This window comes from Paenibacillus sp. cl130 (genome assembly GCF_900116035.1).
In the GTDB taxonomy this organism is placed as follows: domain Bacteria; phylum Bacillota; class Bacilli; order Paenibacillales; family Paenibacillaceae; genus Paenibacillus; species Paenibacillus polymyxa_B.
In genome coordinates this window covers 319,881-339,545 of record NZ_FOYG01000001.1, presented here as the reverse complement: position 1 = coordinate 339,545, position 19,665 = coordinate 319,881, and the positions used below count along the sequence as shown (strand labels likewise).

At 45.9% G+C, this 19,665-nt stretch carries 24 protein-coding genes; all 24 read left to right on the top strand.

The annotated features are described in order from the left end of the window. The first annotated feature begins 18 nt into the window (after positions 1-18). The 24 genes from hslU (at position 19) to flhB (ending at position 19,648) form a co-directional block, all read left to right on the top strand. Entirely contained in the window at positions 19-1,419 is a 1,401-nt protein-coding gene (gene hslU / locus BM358_RS01530; protein ID WP_023988186.1) for an ATP-dependent protease ATPase subunit HslU, read from the top strand. A gap of 408 nt (positions 1,420-1,827) precedes the next feature. Next, positions 1,828-2,235, top strand: coding sequence for a flagellar basal body rod protein FlgB (flgB, locus tag BM358_RS01525; RefSeq protein ID WP_013309883.1), 408 nt, complete (start codon positions 1,828-1,830; stop codon positions 2,233-2,235). A gap of 6 nt (positions 2,236-2,241) precedes the next feature. Further along, positions 2,242-2,694, top strand: a complete 453-nt coding sequence (flgC, locus tag BM358_RS01520) for a flagellar basal body rod protein FlgC (protein ID WP_028542726.1) — start codon at positions 2,242-2,244, stop codon at positions 2,692-2,694. 39 nt (positions 2,695-2,733) lie between these two features. Then, complete coding sequence (fliE, locus tag BM358_RS01515; protein ID WP_007430020.1) at positions 2,734-3,048, top strand: flagellar hook-basal body complex protein FliE; 315 nt, start codon at positions 2,734-2,736, stop codon at positions 3,046-3,048. A 35-nt stretch (positions 3,049-3,083) separates the two neighbouring features. Then, the gene (gene fliF, locus BM358_RS01510; RefSeq protein WP_023988187.1) at positions 3,084-4,667 is read left to right on the top strand and encodes a flagellar basal-body MS-ring/collar protein FliF; all 1,584 of its coding nucleotides are present in this window, start codon (positions 3,084-3,086) and stop codon (positions 4,665-4,667) included. An 11-nt stretch (positions 4,668-4,678) separates the two neighbouring features. After that, on the top strand, positions 4,679-5,695 hold the full coding sequence (fliG, locus tag BM358_RS01505) for a flagellar motor switch protein FliG (protein WP_013370674.1): 1,017 nt from the start codon (positions 4,679-4,681) through the stop codon (positions 5,693-5,695). Next, positions 5,688-6,524: a FliH/SctL family protein gene (locus tag BM358_RS01500; RefSeq protein WP_025723732.1), complete on the top strand. Its 837-nt coding sequence runs from the start codon at positions 5,688-5,690 to the stop codon at positions 6,522-6,524. The genes fliG and BM358_RS01500 overlap by 8 nt, the downstream gene beginning before the upstream one ends. Beyond that, positions 6,511-7,830: a flagellar protein export ATPase FliI gene (gene fliI, locus BM358_RS01495; RefSeq protein ID WP_028542725.1), complete on the top strand. Its 1,320-nt coding sequence runs from the start codon at positions 6,511-6,513 to the stop codon at positions 7,828-7,830. The genes BM358_RS01500 and fliI overlap by 14 nt, the downstream gene beginning before the upstream one ends. Positions 7,831-7,840: 10 nt before the next feature. Continuing rightward, positions 7,841-8,284 carry a flagellar export protein FliJ gene (gene fliJ / locus BM358_RS01490; RefSeq protein WP_013309890.1) on the top strand — a complete coding sequence of 148 codons (444 nt, stop codon included), beginning with the start codon at positions 7,841-7,843 and terminating at the stop codon, positions 8,282-8,284. Between the two features lie 47 nt (positions 8,285-8,331). Continuing rightward, positions 8,332-9,315 carry a magnesium transporter MgtE N-terminal domain-containing protein gene (locus BM358_RS01485; RefSeq protein WP_028542724.1) on the top strand — a complete coding sequence of 328 codons (984 nt, stop codon included), beginning with the start codon at positions 8,332-8,334 and terminating at the stop codon, positions 9,313-9,315. A gap of 26 nt (positions 9,316-9,341) precedes the next feature. After that, positions 9,342-10,799, top strand: a complete 1,458-nt coding sequence (locus BM358_RS01480; RefSeq protein WP_028542723.1) for a flagellar hook-length control protein FliK — start codon at positions 9,342-9,344, stop codon at positions 10,797-10,799. Positions 10,800-10,818: 19 nt separating this feature from the next. After that, positions 10,819-11,352, top strand: a complete 534-nt coding sequence (locus BM358_RS01475) for a flagellar hook capping FlgD N-terminal domain-containing protein (RefSeq protein ID WP_023988191.1) — start codon at positions 10,819-10,821, stop codon at positions 11,350-11,352. Then, positions 11,349-11,729, top strand: a complete 381-nt coding sequence (locus BM358_RS01470; RefSeq protein ID WP_023988192.1) for a TIGR02530 family flagellar biosynthesis protein — start codon at positions 11,349-11,351, stop codon at positions 11,727-11,729. The genes BM358_RS01475 and BM358_RS01470 overlap by 4 nt, the downstream gene beginning before the upstream one ends. A 104-nt stretch (positions 11,730-11,833) precedes the next feature. Then, on the top strand, positions 11,834-12,643 hold the full coding sequence (flgF, locus tag BM358_RS01465) for a flagellar basal-body rod protein FlgF (protein WP_023988193.1): 810 nt from the start codon (positions 11,834-11,836) through the stop codon (positions 12,641-12,643). 60 nt (positions 12,644-12,703) lie between these two features. Next, entirely contained in the window at positions 12,704-12,928 is a 225-nt protein-coding gene (locus tag BM358_RS01460) for a flagellar FlbD family protein (RefSeq protein ID WP_013309896.1), read from the top strand. Further along, complete coding sequence (locus BM358_RS01455; protein ID WP_023988194.1) at positions 12,925-13,398, top strand: flagellar basal body-associated FliL family protein; 474 nt, start codon at positions 12,925-12,927, stop codon at positions 13,396-13,398. The genes BM358_RS01460 and BM358_RS01455 overlap by 4 nt, the downstream gene beginning before the upstream one ends. 43 nt (positions 13,399-13,441) lie before the next feature. Continuing rightward, positions 13,442-14,440 (top strand): flagellar motor switch protein FliM, encoded by a 999-nt coding sequence (gene fliM / locus BM358_RS01450; protein ID WP_023988195.1) that lies wholly within the window; start codon positions 13,442-13,444, stop codon positions 14,438-14,440. Continuing rightward, on the top strand, positions 14,430-15,740 hold the full coding sequence (gene fliY / locus BM358_RS01445; RefSeq protein WP_028542722.1) for a flagellar motor switch phosphatase FliY: 1,311 nt from the start codon (positions 14,430-14,432) through the stop codon (positions 15,738-15,740). The genes fliM and fliY overlap by 11 nt, the downstream gene beginning before the upstream one ends. A 29-nt stretch (positions 15,741-15,769) precedes the next feature. Next, complete coding sequence (locus tag BM358_RS01440) at positions 15,770-16,135, top strand: response regulator (RefSeq protein WP_010346372.1); 366 nt, start codon at positions 15,770-15,772, stop codon at positions 16,133-16,135. Positions 16,136-16,147: 12 nt separating this feature from the next. Next, positions 16,148-16,681 carry a flagellar biosynthetic protein FliO gene (locus tag BM358_RS01435; RefSeq protein ID WP_023988197.1) on the top strand — a complete coding sequence of 178 codons (534 nt, stop codon included), beginning with the start codon at positions 16,148-16,150 and terminating at the stop codon, positions 16,679-16,681. Beyond that, on the top strand, positions 16,678-17,433 hold the full coding sequence (fliP, locus tag BM358_RS01430) for a flagellar type III secretion system pore protein FliP (protein ID WP_013309901.1): 756 nt from the start codon (positions 16,678-16,680) through the stop codon (positions 17,431-17,433). Before BM358_RS01435 ends, fliP begins: the two co-directional genes overlap by 4 nt. A gap of 37 nt (positions 17,434-17,470) precedes the next feature. Next, positions 17,471-17,740: a flagellar biosynthesis protein FliQ gene (gene fliQ, locus BM358_RS01425; protein WP_007430038.1), complete on the top strand. Its 270-nt coding sequence runs from the start codon at positions 17,471-17,473 to the stop codon at positions 17,738-17,740. A gap of 10 nt (positions 17,741-17,750) precedes the next feature. Continuing rightward, on the top strand, positions 17,751-18,536 hold the full coding sequence (fliR, locus tag BM358_RS01420; RefSeq protein WP_023988198.1) for a flagellar biosynthetic protein FliR: 786 nt from the start codon (positions 17,751-17,753) through the stop codon (positions 18,534-18,536). Next, the gene (flhB, locus tag BM358_RS01415) at positions 18,536-19,648 is read left to right on the top strand and encodes a flagellar biosynthesis protein FlhB (protein WP_023988199.1); all 1,113 of its coding nucleotides are present in this window, start codon (positions 18,536-18,538) and stop codon (positions 19,646-19,648) included. Before fliR ends, flhB begins: the two co-directional genes overlap by 1 nt. Positions 19,649-19,665: the final 17 nt, after the last annotated feature.

Here is a 19,665-nt window from a genome sequence, read left to right as displayed (position 1 = left end):
AGGGTGGAGGAGTGCAAAATGAATAATCAATCGTTGACGCCCAGACAAGTGGTATCCGAGCTGGATAAGTATATTGTCGGACAAAAGGAAGCTAAAAAATCTGTTGCTGTTGCCTTGCGTAACCGTTATCGGCGTAGTAAGCTACCGGATGATATCCGGGATGAAATTGTGCCTAAAAATATTTTGATGATCGGACCAACAGGTGTGGGTAAAACTGAAATTGCACGTAGACTTGCACGGCTCGTGGGGGCTCCTTTTGTCAAGGTAGAGGCGACCAAATTTACAGAAGTGGGTTACGTCGGTCGTGATGTGGAATCCATGGTGCGTGATCTGATGGAAACCTCTATTCGCATCGTTAAGACGGAACGAACAGAGAATGTGAAGGACAAAGCGGAAGACATGGCAAATGAACGGATTGTCAGCATCCTTGTACCTGCAGAAAAGTCAAACAAATCGCAACGTAATCCCTTTGAAATGCTATTTGGCAATAACACGGGAACTTCGGTAGAAGAAGAACCACCACAACAGGATGGATCTTTGGCAGAAAAGCGCCGTAAGGTTAAATTCGATCTGTTGTCTGGTAAGCTTGAGGATGATGTTATAGAGATTGATGTGGAGGATACTGCACCCAATATGCTCGATATGTTTGCTGGGCAAGGGAATGAACAAATGGGTATGAATATGCAGGAGATGTTCGGAAGTTTTCTGCCCAAGCGGACGAAGAAGCGCAAGCTACCAGTCAAGGAAGCTCGCAAGGTGCTAATTCAAGATGAAGCTGCCAAATTGATCGATATGGATGATGTGATTCAGGAGTCTGTGAAGCGTGCTGAGCAATCCGGTATTATTTTTATTGATGAAATAGATAAGATTGCCAGCCAGGGTAAGGGGAGCGGCCCCGATGTGTCGAGAGAAGGCGTCCAGCGCGATATTTTACCTATTGTCGAGGGATCTACCATCATGACCAAATACGGTCCGGTAAGAACAGATTACATTCTGTTTATTGCTGCAGGAGCTTTTCATGTTGCAAAACCATCTGACCTGATCCCTGAGCTTCAGGGCCGTTTTCCAATCCGTGTGGAATTAAGTAGCCTGACTTTGGATGAGTTTGTGTCGATACTGACGGAGCCTAAAAATGCGCTGACCAAGCAATACACTGATCTACTCCGTACTGAGGAGATTGAAGTCGAATTTTCTGCGGAAGCGATCCGTGAGATTGCCAGCATTGCTGAGTCTGTAAATCGCAACACCGAAAATATTGGCGCACGTCGTTTGCATACCATTCTAGAAAAGCTGCTGGAGGATCTGTCGTTTGAAGCACCAGAGCTTACATTGGATCGTATGATCATTACCCCGGAATATGTACGTGAGAAGCTGGGAGATATTGCCCAAAACAGGGACCTTAGTCAGTATATTTTATGAATAGGGTTTCTAAAAATAGGGTGTGTGGTCCAGAATAACACTATCTTGCACCGTCGTTTAGACCTAGATAATGGTCAAGTTGATGATTTTTCTGTCTATTCCAAAAGTAGGACGTATAATCTTTTACAGGTGTAAAGTGCTAAGAAAACATTCATTTTCTTGAAATAAACCTGAAAAATTTAACATTTTATGCATCTAAAGCCCTCTTTTTTAAAAAAGATAGGGCTTTTTTCTTATTGTAATTAGGTCCCAACTCTACGAAACTTAGAATATATGACAGAAAGTTATTATTTTCTACTTAAGACCTAAAAGAAATGTATAATTATGAAATTTTATTGTCGAAAAAAAGTGAAAAATCTTGTTTTATTGAATCTTACTTTGGAGTAGACGCTGGGAGGGAGGAGCTAAATGAATCTGCTGGGTGATATGAGCTTTCAAAAGCTTCAGGCAGGTGTACAGGCGGCAAATACGAGACAACGTGTGATGGCGGACAATATATCCAATGCGGATACCCCGTATTTTAAGCGTTCGGAGGTTTCATTTGAAGAACTGCTTCAGCAGCAAATGGACGGTGATGTCACACCACTACGTGGAAAAGTAACCAATTCAAGACATTTTCAAATAGGACCTGTGAACTCCATTCCAGATGCCACGGTCACCAAAGATGGGTACTCAGTCATGAATAACAATATGAACAACGTAGATATCGACAGAGAAATGAGTCTTATGGCTGAAAATCAACTAAGATATAATACCTACATCCAAGAAATTAATGAGCGCATCAAAATGATGAGAACAGCGGTAGAAGGGAGATAGGACTAGGTGAAGATTAACAACGGCTTTGATATTAGTGCATCTGCTCTTACGGCCCAACGGTTGCGGATGGACGTTATATCTAGCAACATTGCCAACGCAGAGACAACTCGGGCGAAAGTAGAGAATGGACAAGCAGTTCCATATCGGAGAAAAACGGTTGTTTTGGAGCCGAACCAATCTGGCTTTGCCGATGTTTTAAAGGCTCAAATGGAAGGTAGTAGCACAAACGCTGCTGGCGTTAAGGTTTCGCAAATTCAGGAAGATCAGTCACCTTTGAAGCCTGTGTACAATCCGGGTCACCCGGACGCTGATAAAGATGGCTATGTATATATGCCTAATGTAGACATTATGAAAGAAATGGTCGACATGATTTCCGCAACACGCTCATACGAAGCCAATGTAACAGCTCTGAATGCATCAAAGGCTATGGTTTCCAAAGCGCTTGAAATCGGTCGCTAAGTTCTAGGACTACTAACTACTTAATAGGGAGAGTAAAACATGATTCAGAACGCCATGTTTAATGTACAGACACCGGTAATACAGCAGATTCAATCGCCTAACAATGAGTTGACGAAAGCGACGCCTTCCGAATCCTTGAAGGATTTTGGTTCCTTCCTAAAGGATGCTCTCAATGAAGTAGGGCAGCAGGAAGCCGCTACGCACCAGATGTCCGACCAATTCATGGCAGGCAAAGTTGATGTAGATCAGGTCATGATCACTTCCCAACAAGCGCTGCTTTCCCTGCAGCTTACTACACAGGTCCGAAACAAAGCGATCGAAGCCTATCAGGAGATCATGCGTACACAGATGTAAAGAGGGTTTAGCAAAGTTTCGGATGGGGTGACGGAGTGAACGAGAGAATCGCCCAATATCGGGATAAGATTTCCGGGTATTGGAATAATTTCAGCAAAAAACAGAAGATATTACTTGTTTCGACATTAGCATTCATCATTATCGCCGTTGTAGTGCTAACGATGCAGTTTACTAAAACCGAGTATGAAGTGGCTTTCCGAGATTTAAATGCTAACGATGCAGCCGGAGTCATTAAATATCTCGATTCTGCGGGTATACCGTATCAACTTAATGCTGGTGGGACACAAATCTCAGTTCCAACCGCTAATGCGGATAAGGCGAAGGTAGATGTTGGGTCTCAAGGCCTGATTCAGAAGGGTTCAATCGGCATGAGTGCTTTTGACCAGTCCTCCTCTGCCATTGGTATGACGGAGAACGAGTTCAATGTGAAGTACAATAATGCATTGAACGGCGAAATACAGCAACTGTTGGAACGGATGGATGGTGTCCAAAGCTCCAAAGCTGTCATTAATATGCCAAAGGAAAACATTTTTGCCGGACTTGAAGAAAAGGACAAAGCCTCCGCTTCGATTCAAATGGAATTCGAGCCTGGCTTTACTCCAAATCAGCAAGCGATCGACGGATATTTTAATCTGGTAAAAACGGCCGTACCGAATCTGCCAGTGGAAAACATTACGATCACCAATAAGGAATATGAGTTGATTCCAACGGCCAAGGGCGGCCAAGGTGGGCTCACTAGTGGTGTTCAGGAAAACATGGCTCTACAGAAGAAGTTTGAGAGCGATGTAAGGAATAATGTTCAACAATTTTTGTCGAAAATTGTTGGAGACGACAAGGTAAATGTGCTGGTTATGTCCCAGCTAAATTTCGACAAAGTAACATCAAAGGAACAAATGGTCACACCTGTTGATCAAACGAAAATGAAGGGTATTGAAATTAGCGCCCAACAAATTCAGGAAAGCTATACGGGCAGTAGTGGACAAACCGGAGGAGTTGCAGGAACAGGAACACAGGATGTTCCAGGCTACCCTGGAGGAGCTAATTCCGGCAATACCAGCTCAGATAAGAGCTCAAGTACGATTAACTACGAAGTTAACCGAATTGCAAGGGATATTATCCAAAGTCCGTACACTGTAAAAGATTTAACCATTAATGTAGCAGTTGAACCACCAACAGGTCAGCAAACGTTGGATACTGCAACTCAGACAGCAATTCAAAATATTTTGGTTAATATTGTAAGAGCGTCGTTAGCGAATTCTGGTACTACTATTACAGACGCTGATTTGGCTAAGAAGGTTTCAGTGTTCTCACAAGCTGTTCCGGCGCCTGCGAGCACGAATACATTCTTCTCAGCTTCCAACCCTTGGCTATGGGGCATCGGAGCTGCTGTTCTGGCGCTGCTGGCGGGTGTAATCTTCCTCATCGTACGCGGTCGTCGTAATCAGGAAGAAGAGTTGGATGAAGAATTGCAACTCATGCCAACGCCGACGGAGTTCCCGTCTATTACCATGGAAAGTGTGACAAATGAAAGTCAAGTGCGTAAACAGCTTGAAAGTCTGGCGAAAAAGAAACCCGACGAATTCGTCAATCTGCTTCGTACATGGCTGGCTGACGAATAGAGGTGAGTTCATTGGCAAAGGCAAGCAGTCAAGGTTTAACGGGAAGACAGAAGGCGGCTATACTTCTCATCACAATGGGACCAGAGGTATCTGCTCAAATATTCAAGCATTTGCGTGATGAGGAGATCGAGCAACTTACATTGGAAATTGCCAATGTGCGGAAGGTCGATGCCATTGAGAAAGACTCCATCATGGCCGAGTTTCATCAAATTTGTTTGGCTCAGGAGTACATTTCCCAAGGCGGTATTAATTACGCTAAAGAAATATTGGAAAAAGCACTCGGGTCGCAAAAAGCAGTTGAGGTCATTAACCGTCTAACAGCGACGTTACAGGTAAGACCCTTCGATTTTGCCCGCAAGGCTGATCCAAACCAGATATTGAATTTTATACAGAATGAGAATCCGCAAACGATTGCTCTCGTGCTTTCGTACTTGCAATTCGAGCAGGCGGCTGCAATTCTGTCGTCTCTGCCACAGGAAAAACAGGCAGATGTGGCCCGGCGTGTCGCTGTCATGGACAGTACATCTCCGGAAGTTATTTCCCAGGTGGAACGAGTGTTAGAGCAAAAGCTATCTGCAACCGCAACGCAGGATTATACAAATGCGGGTGGTATCGAGTCCATTGTTCAGATTTTGAATGGCGTAGACCGCGGAACCGAACGTACGATTCTCGACTCGCTTGAAATTCAAGATCCAGAACTGGCTGAGGAAATCAAGAAAAGAATGTTCGTGTTCGAGGATATCGTCAATGTGGACAACCGTTCCATTCAGCGCATTATCCGCGATATCGACAATGCAGATTTGCAATTGGCGCTTAAAGTGTCCAGTGAAGAAGTACGCGATGTGATTTTCCGAAATATGTCGAAACGTATGGCAGAAACCTTCAAAGAGGAAATGGAGTACATGGGACCGGTGCGGTTGCGTGATGTGGAAGAAGCACAGACACGTATCGTATCGACAATCCGCAGATTGGAAGAGGCCGGTGAGATTATAATCGCACGCGGCGGAGGAGATGACATCATTGTCTAACTTGATCAAATCTTTCCAATATGTTCCTGTAGAGGCTTTGAAAACAATTGATGTGGCACATACGTATGCGCCAGAAACGACGGATGAAGAAATCACAACTGAATATACGGAGCCGGAGCCTCAGCGAGATCACGAGGCTGAACGGCTACGGGATGAAATGCTGAATGATGCTAAGGATTTTGCCGAACGTCAGGTTCGCGAGGCAGCTGAAGAAGCGGAACGGATGCTTCAGGAGGCACAGCAGCAGATTGAAGCCTGGTGGCAGGAACGACGCGAGCATGACGAGCAGTTAACTCAGTCGTTAAAAGCTGATGGGTTTCAGCAAGGATATGAAGAAGGTCAGAAGCTGGCTGAGGCCGAGCTCCAGACGAAATCAGAGCAGATGATGGAAGAAGCACAGGATATTCTGCGTCAGGCCTATGAGATCAAGGAACAACTGATTCAGGAAGCTGAGCCTTTCCTGGTTGAACTGAGTAGTGCTATTGCTGAGAAGGTCATTGAGAAACAGCTTAGCCTTGAGCCTGAATACACGATTGAATTAATTCGTAAAAATTTGGCTCGTAAGCGGGAAAAAGGAACCATTACATTGTGTGTGTCGCCTCAGCATTTCGCATTTGTGCAAGGTGCGCGAGAAGAATTGTCATTAACTGTCGATTCGCAGGCAGAACTGCAAATTATTCCTGATGGTACTGTGAAAGATCGCGGTTGTGTTATCCGTTCTTCCTTTGGAAGTGTGGATGCGCGGATTGATACACAATTAGCTGAGATCAAAAAGGAATTATTGCGTCTGGCACATGAGAATGAGGAGCGAAGACATGAAGGGGCTTAATGCGCAGCGCTACATGGATCATTTGCGCCAGCTGGACCCGGTTCGGGTAAATGGCAAGGTTACGCAGGTTATCGGCTTGATGGTTGAATCGGAAGGTCCAGACGCCAGTATCGGGGATGTTTGTTACATTTATCCGGGTAAAACGGCAAAGCCCTTGCAAGCGGAGGTCGTAGGCTTCAGGGACAATAAAGTGCTTCTGATGCCACTTGGAGAACTGCAATCCATTGGTCCCGGTTGTGATGTTGTAGGAACAGGGAAACCGTTGAATGTGCAGGTCGGGTCGGAGCTGTTAGGCAAAGTGCTGGACGGATTGGGTCAGCCTCTGGATGGCTCATTGATTCCCTCTCGAATGGCGAGATATTCAACCTTCAATATTCCGTCCAATCCGCTGAATCGTCCGCGTGTGCAGGAACCAATCAGTATCGGGGTGCGCGCTATCGACGGGTTGCTTACTATCGGTAAAGGACAACGGGTTGGTATTTTTGCAGGTTCGGGTGTAGGTAAAAGTACCTTGATGGGAATGATTGCTCGTAATACGGAAGCTGATGTGAATGTAATTGCCTTGATCGGGGAACGTGGACGCGAGGTGCTGGACTTTATTGAACGGGATTTAGGTCCGGAGGGACTAGAACGTTCCGTGGTCATTGTGGCAACTTCCGACCAGCCTGCGTTAATCCGTATTAAGGGTGCACTTATTGCAACGACGATCGCGGAATATTTTCGGGATCGCGGGTTAAATGTCATGCTGATGATGGATTCAGTTACCCGGTATGCGATGGCCCAACGTGAAGTGGGACTAGCCGTAGGGGAGCCGCCAGCAATGAGAGGGTACACACCTTCCGTGTTTGCTAGTCTACCTAAGCTTCTAGAACGTGCAGGGACAGGTCCTACTGGCTCCATAACCGCTTTTTATACGGTGCTGGTCGATGGTGATGATATGAACGAGCCCATCGCGGATGCGGTGCGCGGGATTTTGGATGGACACATTGTCTTGAATCGTGGGATTGCGAACAAAGGACATTTTCCCGCAATTGATGTGTTAGCGAGTATTAGCCGGGTTATGAAGGATATCGCACCACGAGATCAGATAGACGCTGCCGAGAACATTAAGCGCTTGATGGCCGTTTACAAAGATTCGGAGGACCTGATTAATATCGGGGCCTATCAGCAGGGTTCAAATGCAGAAATTGACGAATCCATGGAGCGTATACGGGATATATGGGATTTTACAAGACAAAGAACAGATGAAAAGGCTGAGCTGGACGAGGTAAGGGAGCGTTTGATTTCTGAATTTATGAGGAGATGAAGGTTGAACGATGAGATTTCAGTATTCCTTTCAGAAAGTTGTAGACTTGAAAACCAACGAAAAGTCACAGGCCGAATGGTTGCTTTCCAGTGCTGTTGGACAATTGCAGGCTGAGGAGCAGACATTAACACAGCTTGTAGGCGAAAGGAATCGGGTCATATCAGCCATTCAAAAGGCTGCCGAGGATTGCGCGCCACTCTCTACCATTCAGGAATTACAGGCTTATGTTAATCATCTGGACCAATGTATTACACGCAAGCATAGGGATGTTCAATATGCGCAGCAAAATGTGCAAAGCAAACAAACCGTTTTGACCGATAAAATGCTGGATGAACAGGTTTGGCTGAAAGCGAGAGAGAAGGCCAACGTGAAATTCCAACAGGAAATGCTCCTGCGCGAGCAGAACGAGCTGGATGAAATGGCTTCCGTGCGATTTGCCATGAAAGCCCGGTAAGCGGAAAGTCATAGGATACGCATATCAGCTGCCTGAGGAGGAAGACGATGGCACAGAAGTTAGCAGAAAATGAACTGGATATGGATTTAGGAAAAGAATCAGGCGGGGGATTTGAACGGTTTATGTTTTTCCTGATTCCGATTGTGTTCACAATCGTTCTGGTCGGGGTCCTGCTTACATTGTTCAATATGGACTTCAGAAGCGAAATGATTTCATTAGGGAACAAAATACCAGTTGTTAAAAATTGGGTGCCTGAACCGAAAGATAAGGCTACCCAGACGAAAGAGGCAGATCAGAAGGCACAGTCTGAAAGTTCTGAAGCAACCATTCAGCAGTTAAAGTCAGATTTAGCCAAGCAGACGGAGGAGCTTAAAAAGGCTACCGCTGCTAAGACGACACAAGATAAAAAGGTTACTGAACTGCAGAATCAGGTCAATACGCTGCAAACGCAACAGGAACAGCAGCCACAGGCCAGTCAGCAGGGACAGGCTGGTACGCAAACTACAGGTGGAACAACAAATGAAGATCCTTATGTAAAACAGGCCAGAGATCTTGCTAGCATGTATGAAGGAATGACAGCTAGTAAAGCGGCACCGATTATGGAGAATCTGACTACGGAAGAGACTGTGCAGCTGCTAAGCTACATGGACCCTGCCAACAGTGCAAAGATTTTGCAAAAGATGGACGCTAAAAAAGCAGCCGATATTACTATGGCTCTGAAAAACGTAACGCCATCTACGGATTTGTCAGTTGCTGCGTTGCAGTCTCGTCTGAAAAAGGATCAAGGTACCACAGCTGGCACGACGAGTAAGAGTTTGCAAAGCACTCAAATCAGTAGCACATTTGCTTCCATGGACAAGAAGAGCGGTGCCGAACTTATTTTACAAACTTACAAAATCAGTCCAGACAAGGCATTAAACATATTAAATACAGTAGATGATTCGACACGTGGTTCTTTACTACAAAATATGTCTGCCAAGGATGCGGCTCAGACTGCAAAAATTTTGAACAAACTGATGGGCAGTAAGTAATTTAAATGAAGGGAGGTGAAAAATAAATGACCCTTATTTCTCAAAGTGTATCGCTCAGCTCCAGTCAAACAGCTAGCAGTACGACAGCCTCAACAACGAGTACAGCCACGGCTGCCGGAGCAACCACGGGTGCTTTTAATCAAACACTTACGCAAATGATGACAGGCGGGCAAACGGACTCAGCAGGCACAGATGCGAACGGTTCTCCATTAGTTATGGTACTTCCGCTGATTGCAACCGGAGAATCCACGGAAGCTCCAACCGAGCCGCTGGTCGAAACACTGGCTCCTTTGCTGCAAAATCTCGAAAAGCTGGATGATCAGGTAGCTGCCGATCCTGCTCTGCTTGCTTCTCTGCAAGCGTGGATTCAGCAAGTACAACAGTTTTTGCAAGGCGACGGAACAAATCAACAGTTAAACGGTGGAGAAACGTCAGAGGCGACAGGCTTAACAGCCTTGGCAGCCAACCCGGCTACTCTTCGATTTGCATTGCAGGACGCTTTGTCACAACTTGCCAATGTAGCAGAGCAGGCTTCTGGAGACCAAAAGTCCCAGGTGGCACAGTTGCTACAATCGCTCCAAAGCGCAACGGCAGGGACGGGAGCTATTTCCGATGAGCAGTGGAATGGTGTAATGAAAGCTGTGGAACTTGCTGATGGTGGGGACTCACAAGCGGTTCAGCCTTCTGCAAATCGAGCAAATGGTACTCAGACCGTAGCTACAGCTACTACAGACAAACAGGTTGTTGTTTCTCAGCAGCAAGCAAGTCAGGGCGAAACTAATCAGCAAGGTTCAGAAGGGCAACGTTCATCAACTAATATTCTCGTTCAGTCTACAGTTAAGACGACTGGAGCGGATGAAGCGAGTGCATTCGTAGATGCAACTGAGCAAGCGGATCCGACAGCAACTGACAATCAGACTCCAGTGATCACAACTGCGGGACAGCTTTCGGTACAAACGCAAGGAACAACACCTTCGGCTCCAGCTCAACCAGTCGTACATGTACGGCAATTTGCCAAGGAGATGACCGAATTTGTAGTTCAGAAACTTGACATTGTAAAACGCACTGGTTTGACGGAAGCGACCATCATGCTTCGTCCAGATCATCTGGGCCAGCTGGAGGTTAAGCTGACGATGCAAAATGGTCATCTGGTTGCCCAGTTCATGACTGAGCATAGCGGAGCGAAGGATTTGCTGGAACAGCAAATGTCGCAGCTGCGTTCGAGCCTGCAGAGCCAAGGTATCCAGGTAGATAAGGTAGAAGTAACGCACAATGAGTCGCTTTCCTCCCATATGTATCAGGATGGACGCGGATCTGGAGCTAATCAGCAGCAGCAATCCAACCAACGTTCCAAAGCTCGTGGTAGAGAAGAGAGCGAGGATGCTATGAAGGTAGCTGAAATGGCAGAAGAGCTTCGTAACTGGACAGCAGAACAACGCGCAGATGATATGAATCGGACAGGCTCCTTTACAGCACAAGCGTAATGATGGAGGTGAGAACACAATGACGACTACAGACAACAATGTATCCACCAGTAACGTCTGGCCGAATTACAATGTGAATAATGTCAAAACAGCAAGTGCCAAGGATACTAAAACGATGGGTAAAGATCAATTTCTGAAAATTTTGATCACCCAGCTACAAAATCAGGATCCGATGCAGCCTTTGGAGGATAAAGAATTTATCGCTCAAATGGCCCAGTTTTCCTCGGTAGAACAACTAATGAACATTTCTACGCAGTTGAATGCATTGGGACAGTCTTTAGGTACGGCTTCCGGTTTGATAGGAAAAGAAGTCAGCTGGATTGAGGCAGGTAAAAAAGACTCCATTACAGGTGAAACAGGTGCGGGTACAGTAAAAAGTGGAATCGTAGATTCCATCGTTATTCGCGACGGTGTGCAGTATGCCAAAATGGGAGCGGCTGAGGTGGCATTAAAAGATGTAACATCAGTGAGCCAAGCTAACACAACGACTCCCGCTACAGGTACATCGGATACTTCATCTTCTTCCTCTACTGGAAGCGGTGAGAACTCATGAATGACAGGATAACGGTCGGACGCCTTTTTCCCGCCAACGTGCCCCCGGCAGCAATCACACAAAACCGAGTGAATTCGGTATCCAAGGATGCCAGACCGTTCGGTCAGGTGTTGCAGGATCAGGTGCTCAAGCTGAGCAACCATGCAGCCAAGCGTCTGGAGCAGCGGGGAATAGAGTTGAGAAGTGACCAAATGGCGAAAATCAACTCTGCTGTGGATAAAGCAGCTGCCAAAGGCGCCAAAGAATCATTGATTTTAATGCAGGATATGGCTTTGATTGTAAGTGTACCTAATCGAACAGTTGTTACCGCGATGGATAAGAAATCCATGGAGGATAACGTATTTACGCAGATAGATAGTGCTGTAATTATTTCATGAAAAATGTATACGAAGTGGCTGGCCCGAATAGGAAAGCCATGAAAAAGCCGCGGATCGACTGATGCGGTCAACTAAGCAACCAATCAGAGGAGGATTTATACTCAATGTTGAGATCAATGTATTCAGGTGTATCGGGCATGAAGGGCTTTCAAACGAAGCTGGACGTTATCGGTAACAACATTGCAAACGTAAATACTACAGGCTTCAAGTCCAGCCGAGTAATGTTCAAGGATATCTTGAGCCAAACGAGTTCAGGCGCAAGTGCACCAGACGGAACAACAACCGCCGGGCAGAATGCCAAGCAGGTAGGTTTGGGGGTATCGGTCAGCTCAATTGATACACTGCATCTTCCAGGTAGTGCAATGACTACGAACAACCCAACGGATTTACGTATTAACGGTGACGGATTTTTCCTGGTCAAAATGAATGATGCACAGGAAGTTCCTTATCTGACTCGTGCGGGTGATTTCCACATAGATGCAAACCGGAATCTGGTTACTTCCGATGGATTTTTTGTGGGAGATTTGGGTGGAGATCCAATCACACTTGCTGACAATGTTACGGCAGTCTCTATCTCACAGGACGGTACAATTGTACAACAATTGGATGACGGAACAGTTGATAATGGTACACAAATTGGATTAGCCAGAGTCACGAATCCAGAAGGTTTAGAAAAAATCGGTGGGAGCTTGTACCGTACTACGGTCAACTCAAATATTGATGCAATTGAGCCTGGAGCAGCCAACTCAGAGGGGCGTGGAGCTATCATCGCGGGTCAGCTGGAAATGTCCAACGTTGATCTGACAGGCGAATTTACCGAAATGATCGTAGCTCAGCGCGGATTCCAAGCGAACTCGCGTATCATTACGACCTCGGATGAAGTGCTTCAGGAAGTTGTAAACTTGAAACGATAATCTCATTTAAACGCGGAGGAGTAGAGGCTCCTCCGCACCTATCAGGAGGTTGGTGTTACGATGATCCCGTTAACGCGGCTGAACGGCTCGCCTATGTGGCTTAATGCGCTGCTCATTGAGACTGTGGAGGAAACACCGGATACATACGTCACTTTGGTGACGGGGAAACGGTTGATTGTATTGGAAAAAGCGGCAGATGTCGTCTCCTTGATCAAGGGTTACAGCCGTGAAATCGGCATGCATGCCGCCACGATAAAAGTGCAACAAATGGAGGAAGACGAATGAAGAAGATGCTGCCATGGCTCATTACAATTTTACTCGCGATTACTTTGATTGCAGGCGCGGCCTTTGTACTTATACCAGCGCTTAGCGGGAAGAAGTCGGAAGTCATACCGAATGCGCAAGCTGCTCAAGCAGAACAACTTCCAAGATTGTCAGCAGATGAATTGGTGGAAGTGAGCTCTGAAATTACCGGTATCAAAACGAATTTGGCAGACGCAGATTACATTGTCCAGATGAACCTATCTTTTCAATTGAACGATGCCAAAGCAAAAGAATCTTTTGAAAAAATCAAAGATATCAGTATTAAGCCCATCGTTATTCAATTACTTGCAGACACCAAACCTGATGAGCTCAGAACGGCTAAAGGCCGGGACCAGTTCAGTGACAAGCTGACGGATCTCATCAACAAGTCGCTCCCTGAAGGTCACCTGGGGAACGCCAAAATTACAGACTTTTTGCTGGCAGCCATTTGATTCCAGGTGAACTTGTCAGGAACACGTAAGGGGGTGAATAACATTGGTGGATGTACTGTCACAAGGGGAAATTGATGCCCTTTTAGCAGCTCTTTCGTCCGGTGAAATGGATGCGGAAGAACTTAAAAAGGAAGATACCCAAAAGAAAGTTCGCGCTTATGATTTTAAAAGAGCGCTGAGGTTTTCCAAGGATCATATACGGAGTCTGACGCGGATACACGAGAACTTTGCACGGTATCTGACCACATATTTTTCAGCGCAGCTTCGTACTTTTGTCCAAATTAATGTCGTTCAGGTGGAGCAGCTTCCTTATGATGAATTCATTCGCTCCATTCCGAAAATGACCATTCTAAACATTTTTGAAGCTGAACCGCTGGAAGGCCGTATGGTGCTTGAGGTTCACCCGAACGTTGCTTATGCCATGTTGGACAGGCTTCTCGGAGGAACAGGTTCGGCACCGTCAAAGGTTGCTGCGTTGACCGAAATCGAGACGACGATCATGGAGCGGATTTTCAGTCGTACCTTTGATAGCCTGCAAGAGGCTTGGAAAACGGTACTGGACATTGAACCGCGCCTAGAGGCGATGGAAACAAATCCGCAGTTCATGCAGATTGTTTCGCCGAATGAAACGATTGCTCTGATTTCGCTTAGCACCAAAATTGGTGATACCACAGGGATGATTAACCTCTGTATCCCGCACGTGGTATTGGAACCCATTATGGCCAGACTGTCCACGCACCAGTGGTTTACATCCGAAAAGAAATCAAGGGCGCCCGAAGAGATCGACGCCTTGAGATTACGGGTCACCAAAGCAGAGCTCCCTATTATTGCGGAGTTGGGTGAATCCCGGATAAATGTAGCCGAGTTTCTGGGTCTTTCGGTAGGGGATGTCATTTCATTGAACAAGCCTGTCAAAGAAGGACTATCCATCCGGGTAGGCGAGAAATTGAAGTTTATGGGAAGTCCCGGCATGGTAAGAGATCGTGTTGCCGTACAAATTGATGAAATTGTCAACGAAGGAGTTGAAGAAATTGACGAGTAAAGACTATTTGTCCCAGGAGGAAATCGATGCCTTGCTGAAACAGTCTGAAGCGGGGACGGATTCTACTCCCGCCAACAAGACCGTTGACGATTTTCTGACTCCTCTGGAGCAGGATGCTCTCGGGGAAATCGGTAATATAACGTTCGGCAGCGCAGCTACGGCTCTTTCCACACTGCTCGGTCAAAAGGTGGATATTACGACACCTAAAGTTTCAATTATTACCCGTTCTGAATTTGAAACTGCATTTCCAAAGCCACACGTAGCTGTACATGTAAATTATGTTGATGGATTCGAGGGTATTAACTCACTCGTAATCAAAAAGCGTGATGCACAAGTGATAGCTGACTTAATGCTTGGTGGTGAAGGAAACCCAGTAGATGAAGAATTGAATGAAATCCACATCAGTGCCGTGCAGGAAGCGATGAACCAGATGATGGGGTCGTCGGCGACCTCTATGTCTACCATGTTTAATCGTTTTGTTAATATCTCTCCACCGGGGATTGATATTTTGGATCCTATGCACGGTGATGGAGTATCCAGTCTGCCGGATGAAGAGACGCTCATTACAGTATCCTTCCGTTTATTGATCGGGGATCTTATTGACTCTACGCTGATGCAACTGTTACCTGTTAATTTCGCCAAAAAAATGGTGAGCATCCTAATGAATGGCGGAGAGGATGAGGAACAACCGCAAGCGTCCGCACAGCAGGTAGCTGCAACAGCAGCTCCTGAAGCGCCGCAACAAGCTAGCGTTCCGCAGCAACCGCCTGCACCAGCCTATCAGCAGCCGCCTGCAGCCGCGCAGGCGCCGCAAGACGCAGGCTATGGGCAACAACCGCCAATGTATCCTCAAGACCCGGGATATGGGCAGCAGGGCGCTCCAGGCTATGGAACACCGGGTTATGGAATGCCAGCTGGTGTACCGCCGCAAGCTCCTTACGGAACGCCTCATCACTACGGCGCAGTACCGGGACGTAATGTAAATGTACAACCTGTACAATTTTCTAACTTGCAGTCCGGTGCATTTGCGCAAGTGGATGAAAACAATTTAAATTTATTGATGGACATTCCCCTTAGAGTCACCGTAGAATTAGGAAGGACCCAAAAGCAAATTAAAGATATTCTGGAGCTCTCACAAGGTTCAATTATTGAACTGGACAAGCTTGCCGGGGAGCCGGTGGACATTTTGGTTAACAACAAACTGATTGCCAAGGGCGAGGTTGTCGTAATCGACGAGAACTTTGGCGTGCGTGTAACAGATATTGTAAGCCAATGGGACCGTATTCAAAAATTACAATAAAAGCATAATTTAGGGAGGATTTATTTCAGATGGCAAACCGTATTTTGATCGTGGACGATGCTGCATTTATGAGAATGATGATTCGGGACATCCTGTCCAAAAATGGATTTGAAGTAGTAGGAGAGGCCCAGGACGGATCACAGGCCATTGAAAAATTCAAGGAGCTTCGTCCGGACCTGATTACGATGGATATCACGATGCCTGAAATGGACGGCATTGCCGCTCTGAAGGAAATCAAACAAATTGACGCGAACGCAAAGGTTATCATGTGTTCCGCGATGGGTCAGCAAGCAATGGTTATTGATGCCATTCAAGCTGGCGCAAAAGATTTTATCGTTAAGCCTTTCCAATCGGATCGGGTTATCGAAGCCATCAACAAAACACTGGGTGTGTAAGGCGCACCCAGTATGGATACACAACAGGGTGCCTCTGACGCATTGAGTACATCCAGCAATATAGGCAACATTGCCTGGGTCCTTTTCGTGCTAATCTTTATCATCGTACTGATCGTGTACTTGATACGGTTTTTGAGTAAAAGAAATCAGAGCTGGTTCAGCAACCGCTCCGTTCGCATACTGGGAGGCGTGGGACTTGGTCCCAATAAATCCCTTCAGCTTGTTGAAGTTGGTAGCAGTGTGTACCTCATTGGTGTGGGAGAAGATATCCGGCTTGTTGACAAAGTATCCGATCCTGAAGAAGTGGAGCAAATTTTGGCCGCACTGGAGCAAGAAGCTTCTCTGCAGCGCGGCCCGATTGCCCCGCTATTCGCTAAAATTGCGGATAAGCTTCGCCGGAACAACGCGGCACAGCAGCAGCCTGAAGAGGAGACATCTTTTCACGAGATGTTTGAATCCAAGCTTCGGCAAATGCCGAATCGCAAGGATAAACTTGAAAAGCTGCGCAATGAGGAGAATACTACAGATCGGTCGGGAGATTCATGAGAAAAAAGATTATACTTGCATGTTTGCTGCTTGTCTTGTTCAGCTTCATTTCGGTGACGGCGGCCTCTGCGGAACCGATTCCGAACATTGATATTCAAGTCGGCAATTCGGACAAAGGACAGCCCGGTGCCACCTCGCTGTCTATTATTTTACTTATTACTGTCATTAGTGTAGCGCCGGCGTTGCTTGTACTTATGACAAGTTTTACGCGAATTGTGATTGTGCTTGGCTTTGTGCGAACTTCGCTGGGAACCCAGCAGATGCCGCCTAATCAGGTGCTTGTCGGGCTGGCTTTGTTTCTCACTTTATTCATTATGGCACCGACGTTCTCAGCTATGAATGAAACTGCACTTCAGCCGTATCTCAAGGGGGATATAACACAGTCTCAGGCGCTGGATAAGGCATCGGTACCGATCAAGACCTTTATGTTCTCTCATACACGTGAGAAGGATCTACTGCTCTTTATGAAATACACCAAGATGGAAAAACCAAAGAATTATCAGGATATTCCACTAACGGTGATGGTTCCGGCTTATGCAATCAGTGAGTTGAAGACGGCATTTCAGATGGGCTTTATGATTTTCATACCGTTTTTAGTTATAGACATTGTGGTGTCGAGTACACTCATGGCTATGGGGATGATGATGCTACCACCAGTAATGATTTCACTTCCTTTTAAGATACTGCTTTTCGTACTTGTAGATGGTTGGTATTTGGTTGTCAAATCATTGCTTCTGAGTTTTAACACATGAATACTTCATGCAAGGACAGCAATCAAGGAGGACGGCAATGACTTCGGAGTTTATTATTTCCCTGGCTGGGCAAGCGGTGTACATTGTACTCAAGGTGAGCGCTCCGATGCTGATTTTGGGGCTAGTCGTGGGTTTGATTATCAGCATTTTTCAGGCGACAACCCAAATTCAGGAGCAAACACTGGCCTTTGTTCCGAAGATTGTCGCCGTATTGCTGGCATTGCTTTTGTTCGGGCCCTGGATATTGACCACATTAGTGGACTTTACGTATAACATTCTGGACAATTTGTACAAATATATAGGTTAGGCTGAATGTTATGAACATATTGTTACAGAGTTTTCCTGTTTTTTTGCTGATTTTTTGTCGGATTACCTCATTTTTTGTAGTAGCGCCTATTTTTTCAACCCGAGGGGTACCTAATATCTTTAAGGTCGGAATTTCAGGATTTCTAGCTTTGGTCGTGTATCTTACATATGGTACGCATCAACAGGTACCGACTGATGTAGCGTATGTGCTCTTAGTGGGCCGTGAAGTGCTGATTGGGTTGTTATTGGGGTTTACTGCATATCTGTTCATGACAGCGATCCAAACCGCAGGTTCTTTTATAGACCTACAGGTGGGTTTCGGAATGGCGAGTGTGTTTGATCCCATGACAGGGGCTTCAACGCCTTTAACGGGGAATTTCAAGTTTGCCATAGCTGTATTGTTCTTTTTAAGTATAAATGGGCACCATCATCTGCTAAATGCTATCTTATACAGCTATGATTGGGTACCGTTGACAAATGATTTTTTTGTAAAGCTGTATGGTGGCAGTGTAACTGAATTCCTGGTACGTTCTTTTGCGGAATCATTTATGCTTGCTTTTCAAATTGCTGCTCCCATTGTAGTGGCTACCTTTTTAACAGATGTGGGACTCGGTTTTTTAGCTAAAACAGCGCCACAATTCAACATTTTTGTTATTGGTGTACCTCTTAAAATTATTGTGGGACTGTTCATGTTACTGCTTCTCATGCCAAGTTTTGCTTTTATATTCGAAAGATTGTTTTCTGTGATGTTCGAATCCATGCGCAACTTGTTGGATATTATGGGTAATCGTCCTTAATGTCTGGTCTGGAGGAACGTAGTTTGTCATTTAAATATGCTATGAACCTGCAGTTGTTCTCAGGGGAAAAAACGGAAAAAGCTACACCCAAAAAGAAACAGGATGCAAGACAAAAAGGGCAGGTTGCCAAAAGCATGGAGTTGCCCGCCGCTGGTGTCCTGCTGGTTACGTTTTTTTGCCTCATGATTTTCGGCGGGTATTTTAAGGATCATGCAGTTCGACTATTTCGAGATATTTTTGTGAATCGGCTCTCTATGGAGGTAACGCCGAACACAACGCTGCTGATGATGGGTGAGTACGGCGTGCAAATCTTGATTATGCTGGCACCTATTTTTATTGGGGCTATTGTCATCGGGATAGTAGCAAATTACATGCAGATCGGTTTTTTATTAACCGGAGAGGGCATTACGCCCAAGTTTAGCAAGATTGATCCGATTAAAGGATTCAAAAATATTTTTTCCATGAGGTCATTGGTTGAATTCCTGAAATCTGTTTTAAAGATGACCGTAATTGGTTATCTGGTGTACAGCGTACTCTGGAAAACAAAGGCTGACCTACCCAAACTAGCTGAAATGTCCGGCGATCAGATGTTGAGCTTTACAGCTTCATTAACAATGGAACTGGGGCTCAAAATTGGTGTGGTGCTGTTCGTTTTAGCGGTGTTGGATTATATGTATCAACGTTACGAACATGAGAAAAACCTGAAAATGTCCAAACAGGACATCAAGGATGAATACAAGAAAATGGAGGGTGACCCGCTGATCAAGGGGAAAATTCGCGAGCGTCAGCGCCGTATGGCTATGCAGCGTATGATGCAGGAGGTTCCTAATGCAGATGTCATCATCACCAACCCTACGCACTTTGCTGTGGCATTGAAATATGACGGTTCGGAGATGGAAGCGCCGCAGATTATTGCGAAAGGGCAAGATTACGTTGCACTCCGAATTAAAGAAATTGCCAAGCAAAACGGCGTAATAACGATGGAAAACAAGCCGCTGGCGCGGGCGCTGTTTCAACGAGCCGAAATCGGGGATGCGATACCAGCTGATCTGTTCCAGGCCGTTGCCGAAGTGCTGGCGTATGTATATAAATTAAAAGGTAAAGTGAAATAAAGGGATCGGAGGGCTAG